Annotated in this window: 11 protein-coding genes; all 11 read right to left on the bottom strand. The window is 42.4% G+C overall.

Features of this window, described 5'->3' with window-relative positions:
• Positions 1 to 38: 38 nt before the first annotated feature.
• The gene (locus tag Q0140_RS03550; protein ID WP_297961964.1) at positions 39 to 2282 is read right to left on the bottom strand and encodes a DNA translocase FtsK; all 2244 of its coding nucleotides are present in this window, start codon (positions 2280 to 2282) and stop codon (positions 39 to 41) included.
• A 159-nt stretch (positions 2283 to 2441) separates the two neighbouring features.
• On the bottom strand, positions 2442 to 3686 hold the full coding sequence (locus Q0140_RS03545; protein WP_005870289.1) for a type II secretion system F family protein: 1245 nt from the start codon (positions 3684 to 3686) through the stop codon (positions 2442 to 2444).
• Positions 3683 to 5431, bottom strand: coding sequence for a GspE/PulE family protein (locus tag Q0140_RS03540; protein ID WP_040303655.1), 1749 nt, complete (start codon positions 5429 to 5431; stop codon positions 3683 to 3685). The genes Q0140_RS03545 and Q0140_RS03540 overlap by 4 nt, the downstream gene beginning before the upstream one ends.
• A gap of 5 nt (positions 5432 to 5436) precedes the next feature.
• The gene (locus Q0140_RS03535; RefSeq protein ID WP_177389145.1) at positions 5437 to 5976 is read right to left on the bottom strand and encodes a hypothetical protein; all 540 of its coding nucleotides are present in this window, start codon (positions 5974 to 5976) and stop codon (positions 5437 to 5439) included.
• Complete coding sequence (locus tag Q0140_RS03530) at positions 5973 to 6980, bottom strand: hypothetical protein (protein WP_297942310.1); 1008 nt, start codon at positions 6978 to 6980, stop codon at positions 5973 to 5975. The genes Q0140_RS03535 and Q0140_RS03530 overlap by 4 nt, the downstream gene beginning before the upstream one ends.
• Complete coding sequence (locus Q0140_RS03525; protein ID WP_297961960.1) at positions 6973 to 7803, bottom strand: ATP-binding protein; 831 nt, start codon at positions 7801 to 7803, stop codon at positions 6973 to 6975. The genes Q0140_RS03530 and Q0140_RS03525 overlap by 8 nt, the downstream gene beginning before the upstream one ends.
• Positions 7796 to 9304, bottom strand: coding sequence for a pilus (MSHA type) biogenesis protein MshL (gene mshL, locus Q0140_RS03520; RefSeq protein WP_297961957.1), 1509 nt, complete (start codon positions 9302 to 9304; stop codon positions 7796 to 7798). The genes Q0140_RS03525 and mshL overlap by 8 nt, the downstream gene beginning before the upstream one ends.
• Positions 9282 to 9641: a hypothetical protein gene (locus Q0140_RS03515; RefSeq protein ID WP_177389139.1), complete on the bottom strand. Its 360-nt coding sequence runs from the start codon at positions 9639 to 9641 to the stop codon at positions 9282 to 9284. The genes mshL and Q0140_RS03515 overlap by 23 nt, the downstream gene beginning before the upstream one ends.
• Before the next feature lie 68 nt (positions 9642 to 9709).
• Positions 9710 to 10363 (bottom strand): hypothetical protein, encoded by a 654-nt coding sequence (locus Q0140_RS03510; protein ID WP_297961954.1) that lies wholly within the window; start codon positions 10361 to 10363, stop codon positions 9710 to 9712.
• Entirely contained in the window at positions 10363 to 11883 is a 1521-nt protein-coding gene (locus tag Q0140_RS03505) for a hypothetical protein (RefSeq protein WP_297961951.1), read from the bottom strand. The genes Q0140_RS03510 and Q0140_RS03505 overlap by 1 nt, the downstream gene beginning before the upstream one ends.
• A 62-nt stretch (positions 11884 to 11945) precedes the next feature.
• Positions 11946 to 12815 (bottom strand): GTPase Era, encoded by an 870-nt coding sequence (era, locus tag Q0140_RS03500; protein WP_297961949.1) that lies wholly within the window; start codon positions 12813 to 12815, stop codon positions 11946 to 11948.
• Positions 12816 to 12823: the final 8 nt, after the last annotated feature.

Genomic DNA, 12823 nt, shown 5'->3' with positions numbered 1-12823 from the left:
AAAATTTCGCCGCTTAAATTTTATCGAAATTTTAAAACTCATTTGATTATGTCGCGCTGACCTTTGGCGTTGATCTCGCTTAAAACACCCATCTGCTCAAGCTGCTCGATGATCGTCGCGGCGCGGTTGTATCCGATACGCAAGCGGCGCTGCAGGTAGCTGATCGAGGTCTTCTCCTCCTCCAAAACAATCGCCTTTGCCTCGTCGTAAAGCTCGTCAAGCACGATATTTTGCGGATTGATTATGCCGCCTTCTTGCTTGGCGCCCTCGTTTTCGATCAAAAATCGCTCGTCATAAACGACGCTTTCTTGCGCCTTTAAAAATTCCGCGATCTTGTTGATCTCATTCTCGGTCGTAAACGGCGCGTGCAGGCGGATGAGCCCCGGCGCGGTAGGCGGCGTAAATAGCATATCGCCCCGTCCAAGCAGGCTGTCCGCGCCCATCTGATCCAAAATCACCTTGCTATCGACCTTTGAGCCCACGCGGAAGCTGATGCGGCTAGGCAGATTCGCCTTTATCAGCCCCGTGACGACGTCCACGCTAGGGCGCTGCGTCGCTACGATGAGATGGATGCCGCTGGCGCGCGCCATCTGCGCTAGACGCGCGATGTAATGCTCTACGTCCTTGCCGCTCGTCATCATCAGATCCGCGAGCTCGTCGATAATAACGACGATGTAAGGCAAAATTTCGCCGCCCTCGCGCAACATCTTTTCATTGTAGTTGTCGATGTTTTTCGTCCTGTTTTGTGCCATGAGCGAGTAGCGCTGCTCCATCTCTGAAACGAGATTACTTAGCGCGATGATCGCCTGCTTAGGCTGCGTGATGACGGGCGTTAGCAGGTGCGGGATGTCATTGTAGATGCTAAACTCAAGCATCTTCGGATCGATCATTATAAGGCGCAGACTCTTGGGCGAGTTGCGATACAAAAGGCTAAGCAGCATGGCGTTGATACCCACGCTCTTGCCGCTTCCGGTGGTGCCTGCGATGAGAAGGTGCGGCAGCTTCTTAAGATCGGTGACGAATGGCTGCCCCACAATGTCCTTGCCAAGCACGATGGTAAGCGGGCTGGAGGCACTTTTAAACACGTCGCTTTCTAAAATTTCGCGCAGATAGATCGTATCGATATTTTGATTCGGAATCTCGATACCCACGACGTCTTTGCCCGGAACCGGCGCTTGGATGCGGATGGTCTGCGCCCTAAGAGCCATCGCCAGATCGTCTTGCAGCGTTAGAATTTTACTTACCTTGATGTGCGCGGCGGGGCGAAACTCAAAGGTCGTAACGACCGGGCCCGAGTAGGTCCGCACCACGTCGCCGTCGATCTTAAATTTACGCAGCTTATCGAGCAGGTCGTAAATTTTACGATCGATCTCACTCTCGTCGATATTGCTTTTCTTTTTCGGCGGCAGGTTTAAAAAATCAAGCGGCGGCAGTTTAAAATCCTTGGGCTTAGCCACCCTGCCCTTATCGAGCTGATCCAAAAGCCTTTTATTTTCGGCGACTTCGCTTAGGCGCTCGACCCTTTTTAGCCTGCTCGGCTTTCCCTTCTGCGGCATTTTAAGCTCGCGTTCAGCGGAAGCCTGCGGACCCTGCGCGTCACCAAAATTCTGCTCATTTTCAGGCTCGCGAGCATCGTTTAAATTTTGTAAATTTCGCTCGCCTTCAAAACCACATCCGCTTGCACCCTGCTCCGCAAAATTACCCTGTTTTGCCGAATTGTCCTCTGTGCTCAAAGCGTCATTCAAAGCGTTAAAATTTTCCGTACCTCTCAAGCCCTGCGCAGACGAATACCTTGCAAGCCCGCCCCTTTGCGCTGCATCCGCATCGCTAGCGAAATCATCCCCAATTTCATCCTGCGAGCTTTCATCTCTTGAGCCAATAAAGCAGTTTTTGATGATGTCGGTAAAACGATCTTCAAATATAAGCACTAGCGAAAGCACAAAAATCGTAATATTAAAAATCCACACGCCGACGCTTCCAATCATGCGCCTAAGTCCGTCCACCGCGAAGCTGCCAACTGCTCCGCCGCTAGCGCCAAAGAGACTCGACTGCACCATCAAAATGGTAAAAAACAGCAAAATGGCTCCGATGCTAAACTCAAAAAATCTAAAGTCAAAACCGCGAAAATGCTTATAGGCTACGTATGCCAAGGCGAGCAAAAATAGCGGATAGATGTATGCAAAATAGCCGAATAGCTGGGTATTAAATGAGCGGATGGCGTTGCCTGCGCTGCCTACAAGCGCGGAATCGGGCGCAATAGTAGCAAGCCCAAAAAATATTATGATAGCCGATACGACGATAAAATATACTTCTTTAACTATGATTGATCCTTAAATTTAAAGCGGTATTTTAGCCAAACGAAGGTTAAAATTTTATTTGAAGGATGAAATTTTAATGCTTTGATAAAATTCCGCGCCCTCGCAGGCGCGGAATTAAAGGGGTTAGTTTTTGACGGCTTTGCCCAGATCCCACATAGGCATAAAGATACCAAGAGCCAAAAGAAGAACCATGCCCGCCATAAAAAATAGCATGATCGGCTCGACGTAGCTTGAGATATTATCGATGATATCATCAAATTTCTCTTTATAATAATCCGTGACGTTACCGAGCATCTTATCGAGGTTACCGGCCTGCTCGCCCGCGCTGATCATCTGAATAAGCATACTCTCATAAAGCCCTGTATTGTTAAACGCCTCTGTTAGGCTCACGCCCTGCTGCACGGCAATTTTAACGGTAGAGAGTTTCTCTTTTAAAGTATGATTATCCACCATTAAAACAGATGTATCTAGTGCATCTGCGATAGGAATACCCGCTCGCACAAGCTCTGTAAAAATAAGCATAAATCGCGACATAGTCGAGAAAAATATGATCTTACCAAATAGATAGACCTTTAAAATCGTCTTGTCAAAGCCCTTTTTAAACTCGGGATTATTGCGATATGCCCATCTAAGAGCTATGATAGTGCCTATGATGCCCGCTAAAACAAAAATTCCATAATTATTAAGAGTGCTTTCGATACCAAGTAGAATTCTAGTAGGTAGTGGCAAATCCGCGCCCAAATCCTCAAAAATCTCACGGAATTTCGGCACAACATACATCATCAAAACCGAAAACGCAATCGCCATAACGATCATAAGGATCATCGGATAGCGCATCGCCTTTTTAAATTTACGCTGGTTTTCCCAAAGCTCTTGAAGCATAGCGGCAAGCTTGGCTAAGGATTCTGCCATATTACCGGTTGCTTCACCAAGGCTTACCATCGCAACGACGACATCACCGAGCTGGCCTCTAAATTTCTCCGTAGACTCTGTCAAGCTAAGACCTGCATTAAGGTCATCATTCATCGCGCTGAAAATTTCTTTTAGCGTCTTATCCTCTGCCGCCCTTGCGACCTCTTTGATCGAGTCGTGGATTGAAATTCCCGCATTTGTCATAACCGAAAGCTGACGGATCGACGCTACTAACGGCAGTGTTCTAACTCTTCCGCTACCACCTAGCATGCGCGAAACCTGCGCCTTAAAATCGCCGCCCGTATTGGCTACGACTTGGGTTTCGCCCCTTTTTACGATCGTCCCGCCTACGCGCTGCTTCATGAGGTTGTTTGCTTGCACCTTATCGCTAGCTTGCAAAAACATCTTTCTTCTTGCGCCCTTGGCGTTGTATTCAACTTCTAATTGCTTTTTCATTGTTTAGCCACCCTATAAATTTCTTCTATACTAGTTACTCCGCGCGCAGCACGTATAACACCATCTTCAAACATATCTATAAAACCCTCCTCCTTCGCTAAGGCTCTCATATCGTCCTTTGAGCCACCGTTAGCGATCAAGCTCTGCATTTTATCGGTAATAGGTAAAATTTCACTAATCATCTCACGCCCCATATAGCCCGTCTGACCGCATTGATCGCAACCTACGGCCTTGAAAAATGTGTATTTTTCAGGCAAAAATTCCTTCAGCTGATCAAGCATCGATTTAGGCAGATTCGTAGGCTGCTTGCAGTGCGGGCAAAGCTTTCGCACGAGACGTTGCGCCTCTACTGCAATCAGTGCACCACTTATGAGATAGGCTTCGATACCCATATCTACTATTCGCGGGATCGCACTAACGGCGTCGTTGGTGTGTAGGGTCGAGAAAACCAAGTGTCCCGTAAGAGCAGCCTGGATCGCGATCCTAAGGGTCTCTTGATCACGGATCTCACCGATCATTATGATGTCGGGGTCTTGTCTTAAGATCGAGCGCAATGCTGAAGCAAAGGTAAGACCTGCTTTTTCGTTAACTTGGACTTGTTGGATTAAATTTACTTGATACTCGACCGGATCTTCTACGGTAATGACCTTGGTATCGATATTTTTAATATCATTTAGCGCTGCATATAGCGTCGTAGACTTACCGCTTCCCGTAGGTCCGGTAACCAAGATAATACCATATGGAGCCTTCATAGCGTTATTAAATTTCTTAAAGCTATCAGGGTGCATGCCTAGTTTTTCGAGGCTGATGATAACCTTGGATTTATCGAGGATACGCATAACGGTAGATTCGCCGTTGATGATAGGTAGCGTCGAGATACGAAAGTCGTATTCGCGACCTGAAATTTTCATACTAAACCTGCCGTCTTGCGGCTTGCGACGCTCGGCGATATCCATATTCGAAAGTAGCTTCAATCGGCTTACTAGCGGCGGATAGATATCTTTATCAAAGATAAAAATTTCAGCGAGCATTCCGTCGATTCTGGTACGCACGACGCAGTTATTCTCGGTCGGCTCGATGTGAATATCGCTACCGCGCATCTTAATAGACTGACTGATTATCATCTCAATGAGCTTCAAAATCGCCGAGGTATCATCGCTGCTTCCGCTACCGCCAGTGTTGGCGAGCTCTTTGCGGATCTCCGCTACGAGCCCTTTAATGCTCTCTGAAAGCTCAAGCTTAGATAGATATTTATTTACCTGATTTGGATCGGCTACTACGATTTTAAGCAGCTGTTTGCTAAACATAGCCTGCGCTTTATCTTGCGACTCAAGATTAAACGGATCAGAAAAAGCAACGTAAATATTCAGATCATCCGCTTTAACCGGTATCACGCCGTATCTTTTAAGCTGTGCGGTAGGAGTGCGTTCCGATAGCCTAAAATCTATGTCGATATCGTCTAAATTCATATACGACAGGTTCATTTTTTTAGCTAGAATTTGCAAAAATTCCTTCGGATCCATCGAAAATTTTTCGCTTATATCGTCAAATTCTATCTGACGGCGCTTGTACAGCTCAACTAAAATCGAGCAAAAATCATCCTGGCTTAGATAGTTATCTCCGACTAAAACCTCGCCTAGCGTCAAGCCAATATCCATCTTGTCCTTGATTTCCGGAACAACGGTGCTAGTAAGGATATTGTTTCGTATTAAAATCGCAACAATCTGCTCTTCAATCTTTGTCATCGCGATCACCAATAAATTTTAATAGAGCTAAGCTTATCGCCAGCATAAATTGCAATTACCATCTTTTTTACCTCTTCCTCTTCTTTGATAAAAAGCTCGGCACGCTCGCCGTTTTCTAGGGTAAAGACATACGTATCACTCTTTTTTACGTATGCTCTCTCCGTAAATTTATCAAAAATTTCAGACAAAATGTAATTGATCTTAGGCGTGCGTATATAGCTAATATCCACGCCATCACAAAGTGCCAAATAAAGCATCTTTTTTTGAAAAATTATGGTCGAATAAAGAGAAGCATTCTCGCGAGCCTCTTTCGTCTTATAAAGCATCACCGTAGGCACTACAAGCTCGTTTACTTTGTCCATCTTCAGACACGCCTTGGCATACATATTTGCAAGTGCCTCGCTTTGTTCTTCAATGAATAAATTTCGCACGCTTTCTTGGCAGATACGGTTATACTGACCGATCTGATCCCAGTTGCGCACGTCATCGGCGCTAACTGCAAATAACGACGCGATCGCAAAAGCTAAAATATATAAAATTTTCATAGTTTGTCGCTTCTTATCTTTGAAATGAGGTTAGAAATTTCACTATTTTTCGCCTTTGCGTTAAAGGTCTCAAGAGCGTAAAGCGCGTCTTCCTTACGACCTTTTTTATAATTGGCTTTAGCAAAAATTATCCAGCTGGCGACGTTGTCCTTATCAAGCTCATTTGACGTAAGAGCCCATTTGATCGCATTATCGTAGTCTTTCTTATTATACGCTTCTTCAGCTAGCGATAGCGAATACTCAATCTTATTCGTCGCGTAAAATTTACTCTCCAAGCTCTGCTTATCTTCGCTTAAATTTGAAGTTTTTATCTCAATTCTAGAACTTAGCGGAGCGCTACTTGCGGTATTTGTAGAACCTCCAGAGAAATTTGATTTAGGCGGCAATGGAGCACGCCCAAAATCTATAACCTCGTTTTTAGGCGGCTGATTTGCAAAAGCTGCGTTATTGGTATTAGGCACATTAAATGTAGGAGCATTTTGATTGCCAAAATTCTGATTGCCAAAATTTTGACCGCCGAAATTTTGCGCCTGAGCCTGCCCGCCATAGTTTCCGCCATTTTCGTAATTATTAGTTATCTTAAACCCACCGGAATCCTCGCTGGATAGTACACCCACGTCGTTTAAATTTAAGCTTGGACGTTCCTTTTCGTGCTTAGAGGCGCGGGCAACTTTCGGCGCGCTGATATTATAATCTTCTTTGGAGATATTATTTTGCACTGCAAGATCTGCCGCCTGCTGCTCGGCATCACTAGCAGAATTTGTAGCACCGCCCTTGTCCTCGATATTTTGATTGATACTTGCCATACTGACGCTATCACTATCTTTAAGCAGCCAAAATATCGCTCCGATCGCAACCGAGATCAATATCAAAAGCCCCAAAATCGTCTTGTCGAATCTCAATACGAAATTCGGCTTAGATTTCAGGAAAGAAAACTGCTTTCTATTTTTGTTATACTCTTCCCATTTTTTTTCAAGTTCGTTTACTTCGTAAAATTCAAGCATTTATTATCCCCGAGCCTATCGCTGCCATCTCTATAATTTTATTATTAATCTGCGAAAAACTAATTTCCGTAGGTTTATTTATCTCGTAATACTCAAAAAGCTCATACATCTTATACATAAGCTTGTTGATATTCCTCATATTGCCGTCCGTTAAATTTAAAATCAAATCGAAATTATCGTCGCTAAACATAAAATAGTATTGTTGAAAGCCATGAAGCACAAGCTTTTTTTCAATATACAGCTTGACTTCGCCTAAATTTGAATTAGGAAGCTCAATGCTCTCCCAAATTCTGGTTTTAAAATAATCCTTTGCGAGGCGATCTTCCTCGTCAGTCTTATGCACCGTAAATAAAAATTTAAATAGTCTAGTATCTGCCATAAGACGAATTTTTTCTATTAAATTCCCAGGATACAGCTGAGCCTCATCAAGCAAAATAACGACCTGCTCTACCGCCCCTACGTTAGTAGAAATTCCAAATCTCTCTCTGTAAACCCGCATAAAATTCTCGTAATTATCAATCGGCTCGCTAGGAGTTGAATGAAAAATCTGCGAATAAAGCTCTAAGAAAAATTCTTTCTCATCAAAAAACGGCTGCGGCACAAATACGACTCTTACCTTTTTTTCAAGATCGACCTTGATCTTATTAAGCAAAAATGTCTTGCCGCAACCCGGTTTGCCGTAAAAAAGTATAAGTTTTAACGGCTTTTGCAAAGCATTTAAAATTTTATGATAAGCAAGGGTTGATTTATCGAGATTAACGAAGTCCGAGACTTCGTTATCCTCGATAAAAATCTCCTTGATCGCCGTATAATTATTACTCATTTTCGTAGATGGATTTTGAGTAACCTAGCTCTTTAAGAGAGGTAGCAAGCGGCGCGCCGGTATTGTCGATGATATGTGGAGTTACTACGAAGATTAGCTCTGACGTGCTCAAAACATCGGCAGTACTTTTGAAAAGATTTCCGATTAATGGAATTTCAGCTAGCACAGGCACCCTAGTGTTATCTTTCGACTTAGTTGCACCAATCAAACCGCCTAAAATTACAGTATCGCCATCATCTACCCAAACTACACTAGAGAGTTTCTTTTGCAAGGTATCAGGTGCGATATCTCTTCTACCGTTTTCTTTTCTTACATTATCTTCCGCATATTTAAGAGAACTTAAAGATGGATTGATTCGTAGCATAATCCTATTATCATCTGAAATTTCAGGCAAGATATTCAAAAGAATACCTACAAATATCGAATACTGATCATCTGACTGAGTATCTCCGCCTTGATAATCACCTGTAGTAGTGGATTTTAATACATAGTTAATAGTATCACCTACAGAGATAATAGCAGGCTGATTATTCATCGTAGTTACCTTAGGGCTTGAAATAACCTTAGTTTTACCTTTAGTCTCTAGGAAGTTAATTAAACCGTCGATATTAAAATTTAGATTAGCCCCTATCGTCCAAGTTCCGTGAGTATCGCTAGCCTTTCCTCTATTTCCGTTATCTATGTGATATCCTGAAAGCTTAGTCGGATCTCCACCTACATAGGTATTAAATCCTAGTTGAAATTTACTCCAATCTATACCGGTGGTGTATTCGTTATTTAGCTCGACAGATATGATATTTACATCTAGCAAGACTTGACGACTAAGGCGTTTTTGCATACCGCTTAGATATCTATCGACACGAGCTATCTGAGACTTCATAGCAGTAACGGTTACTAAACCGGCATTTTGATTTATAATAGGAGCGACTGCGACGTATTTTTCGGTACCGTTATTTAGAACAGAGGTGATTTCCTCGCTAATCTTCTCCCAAAAATCAAATTTCTCTTTGGTAGTGATCTTATTATCTTCTTTATTTTCTTTATCGTCGCTATCATCCACTTTCGTAGGTGCGGAATCGACAGAAGATTTAGTAACAGCAGTGCCTTCTCTAATAGAAGTGATGTAATCCACTTTAAAAGTCCTAGTCTCTAGCGCTGAAATTTTTAATATGCCATGAGAATACTCATAGCTTAGATTATTCTCTTTTATGAGTAGATCTAAAACTTCGCGTAAAGAAAGGTCTTTGATGCTTACGCCTTGCAGTGGCTTACTCATCTCCTCTTGAGCGATAGCATCTTTTGCTACCACTGAAAAGCGGCACATATCGGATAGCTGAGTTAGCATCTCGTTTAGCGTAACGGTATCGTTAATCTTAATATTTAGCGCCTTCCTATCGCAGTTACCTGCAGTTGCGGGAGCGGCATATAGACTAGTAGCCGTAACAGACAAAGCAAGCATAGCAGCTATGCTAAGCTTTTTACTTATATGTAATAATGACATTTTGACTTCCTTGTTTTAGTGTTAGTTCGACTTTATTTTCATCGTCGTTGGTAATAATAACGCTATTGCCCGTTATTTGCACGATCTTATATGAGCCTACATATTCGCCCAAACCATACCACTTATCGTTTAGCTTAACCTTATCGCCCATAATACCTACTAGCTGATAACCTAGATCCACCTGCTGATTAGCTTCTCTAGGCGCATTAGCTTCTTTAGGATAAAACGGATCTTGCAAAGAAGCTATCTGCTCATCGCTAAGACCTACTCTAGGCTTACTAAGATCATCGAATATCGCATCGTACTTAGCTTTATAGGCTCCATTACTAGGCGCCACCGTCTGATTATTATCTACAGCAAATAGAGCAGTAGAAAGTAGCAAAGAGCATAAAATTAACTTTTTCATTAGTAATTTACTCCCCAGATAGATATACCGATGCTTCCACCGATTTTGCCATTTTTAGTGGCATTGATATCCATCTTATTTACATCTACGATCATCTCCGATTGTTCTATAAGGTTGATATACCTAAGGACATTCGAAAATGCTCCTTCAAATTTCACATCTATATCCAGCAAAGCTTCAGGCTGAAAAATTTGTTTGATGCTAGGCTCTCTTCTATCGCTGTGAATAGCATAAATTTTAATATTGTTATTCTCTGCGATCGTTGAGAGGCTATCCATAAATTTAGCCCAGTTCTTTTCATTATAGGTAAGCTTCGAAATTTCTTTTAGCTTACCGTCTAGATACCCACGCTCTTCAATAATATTGTTAAGGTTGGTCCTAGCACCATTGAGGATATTGCGTTTATTATTAACAAAAGCATCAGGATCACCGCCAAAAAACTCGTTATACTCTCTTTGTGCGCCTTCAAGCTTAGTCGTGGCAGTACTTAGATTTGTCTCGCTCTCTTCTAAATACGGATCCGCATAGTTACTCAAAATAAAGTAAGCTACCACACCTACAAACAATAAAGCTATGTAAAAATAGTTATTTGCACTATTTCCCTTGGAGGCAAACCATTGATCAAGTTGATCTAATGAACTTTTCTTTTTCATTATCTAACCTCCACACTGATATTGCTATCGTAAAAGATGGTTTTATTACCCTCTTGTAGCGCGATTGTTTTAGTATCCACGCCATACACCTCTTTTTTACTGATATCCTCTAAAAGCTCGGTCATCTGCTTATCGTTTTTGGTGCGCACCTGAACAGTTAGAGTCCTATTCTCATCACCGATCCTAACCATATTGCCCTTATTTTTAACGACCATATTGGTTAGCTCAAAAATAGAAACACCCTTCATAGCGTAATTATTTTTCTTATCTAAGATGGCATTAATTAGATCGCGCCTGTCATTAAGCTCCTTGCCACTCTTAGCAGCCTGGGCATTTACCTCTTTAGTCTCTTTATCCAAACGCGCACTTTCAGTTCTAGCGGGACCCATCTTTTCCTCTAAACCTTTATATTCGCTAGTTTTATCATCAGCTACCATATTATTATAATAGCCGTAGCCAAAATTATACGCAGGATATGCAGCCCCAAGTAAGCAGCCTAGCAGCATATAGCCTATCAGCTTGCCGGTTGATCTTTGGGTCAAAGGCGGAGGTCTCATAAACGGTGAGTAGTTGTGATCATCGTCTTTGGTAATCAAATAATCTTGACCCACCAAGAACATCAAAATATCTAGCTGAGTGAGCGGATAATCTTTTGCGTTGATTGCAACGTTAAAATTAAAATCCTTGTATCTTAGCTTTAGATTGTTTTCTACAAAAACCTCTATCGCAGGAATTTTACCGATATCCGTTCCGATATAGACGTTTTGGATATTGACGTTGTAAATTTTACTAATACCGTTCAATACGTCGTTGATGTAGTAAAACATATCGTCAAAAATTTGGATCATATAATCGCGTTCGGTCGGATTTTCTAAATTTACTCCCTGTTTGGAGAGCAATCTATAAAAGCTCTCTTCATCGACTCTACTGCCGACTAGCTCAACATATTTTTCATGCAAGAATTTTAGGTTGTATCTTACTTGACGAGATTGAAAATATTCGCCGTTTTGATACACTACCAAAAACGCATCGTCGCGCTGCAAGTAGATGAAGCAATCGATTCCGTCGCGAGTTAGGACGCCTCTATTATACAAGCCCTCGTATAAAAACGGAGCCATAGCCACATAGTCGATGTAGTTCGTCCTAGCGGCGATCGCATCGAATTCTGAAGTGAGTTTGGCATTATCTACGACAAAGACGTTGAAAATTCTATCATCGCCGCCAGCGCCTATTACCTCACTATAGGTGATTTTGTAATCCAAAGCGGTGTCAAGCCCCAGCTCCTCATACACCTTAACGACGATCGCATCTAAAAGATCCGCGTCCTCTACCGATCTGCTTATCTCGACCGTCGCAGTCATTATATCCTTATACGGAATATATGAGACGTAAGTTTCCTTCGCACGATTCGCTTTTGAGAAGTCGTGCTCGAAAACTTCATTCTCACTTAGACCGAATATGGTTTGCGTGACTTTGTTAATCGCAACAATCGAACTAGCATTTTTACTATTCTTTGCCATAACACTCCACTTCCAAATGAAATTTTCTACGCTGCTAATACTAATAGAAATAAAATAAAATGTCAATAGATAAAATCGGTTTTTACCCTAAATTCGTCATTTTTCCAGCTTTTTTTTACAAAAACTGTTAATTTTAAGTAAATTTTGACCTTAGAAAAATTTGAAATTAACTTTTTGGCTCGAATTCCGATCCGCTTGATCGCCTCGCCGTTTTTGCCGATCAACATCTCTTTGTGTGAATTGGTGTCCGTTATGATCCGCGCATATACCGAGGTTAGACCCGGTTTTTCCACTATTTTTTCCATCACGACGTCGCTGCAATACGGGATCTCGTCGCTCATACTCTCAAAGATCGCCTCAAGTATGAAGTCGCGATAAATTTCGCGCTCGTTGGTCGCGCTTAAAATTTCAGGATCGTAAAAATACTCATGCTCGGGCAAAATTTTACAAATTTCGTCCAAAACCTGCTTTTTATAGACCTTTTTTTTGATGCTAACGGGGATTATCGCTTCGAATTTATCGGTAAATTTTTGATATTGCAGCAGCTTTTGCACGATCTTTTCGTCGTTTGCTTCGTCAATTTTAGTTAAAATCACAATGTGTTTCGTGCCTGCGTTTAAATTTAAAAATTTTTCGTATTCCGCGGTATCGTCGTGCACGGGCGCCAAAAACAGCACCAAATCGCAACCCTCAATCGCCCCGAGCGCCACTTCAACCATCAGCTTATTCATCAGCTTGGCGCTTTCATGCAGCCCCGGCGTATCCGTAAAAATCACCTGATCCGCGCCATTCATCGCGATGCCGCTAATCTTGCGGCGCGTGGCATTGATTTTATGCGAAACGAGCGAAATTTTCTCGCCGCAGAGATAGTTTAACAGCGAGCTCTTGCCCGCATTCGTCCGCCCGATGAGCGTTACAAATCCGCTTTTCATATTTTCCT

The organism is uncultured Campylobacter sp. (assembly GCF_938045405.1).
Lineage (GTDB): Bacteria > Campylobacterota > Campylobacteria > Campylobacterales > Campylobacteraceae > Campylobacter_B.
The sequence above is the reverse complement of the archived record's forward strand: the minus strand, read 5'-3'. Positions and strand labels throughout refer to the sequence as shown.

Bases quoted from the DNA above. Each gene is read 5' to 3' on its own strand.
- Q0140_RS03535 (WP_177389145.1), bottom strand. From the start codon at position 5,976: ATGAAAATTTTATATATTTTAGCTTTTGCGATCGCGTCGTTATTTGCA.
- Q0140_RS03525 (WP_297961960.1), bottom strand. From the start codon at position 7,803: ATGAGTAATAATTATACGGCGATCAAGGAGATTTTTATCGAGGATAAC.
- era (WP_297961949.1), bottom strand. From the start codon at position 12,815: ATGAAAAGCGGATTTGTAACGCTCATCGGGCGGACGAATGCGGGCAAG.
- Q0140_RS03505 (WP_297961951.1), bottom strand. From the start codon at position 11,883: ATGGCAAAGAATAGTAAAAATGCTAGTTCGATTGTTGCGATTAACAAA.
- Q0140_RS03530 (WP_297942310.1), bottom strand. From the start codon at position 6,980: ATGCTTGAATTTTACGAAGTAAACGAACTTGAAAAAAAATGGGAAGAG.
- Q0140_RS03510 (WP_297961954.1), bottom strand. From the start codon at position 10,363: ATGAAAAAGAAAAGTTCATTAGATCAACTTGATCAATGGTTTGCCTCC.
- Q0140_RS03545 (WP_005870289.1), bottom strand. From the start codon at position 3,686: ATGAAAAAGCAATTAGAAGTTGAATACAACGCCAAGGGCGCAAGAAGA.
- mshL (WP_297961957.1), bottom strand. From the start codon at position 9,304: ATGTCATTATTACATATAAGTAAAAAGCTTAGCATAGCTGCTATGCTT.
- Q0140_RS03540 (WP_040303655.1), bottom strand. From the start codon at position 5,431: ATGACAAAGATTGAAGAGCAGATTGTTGCGATTTTAATACGAAACAAT.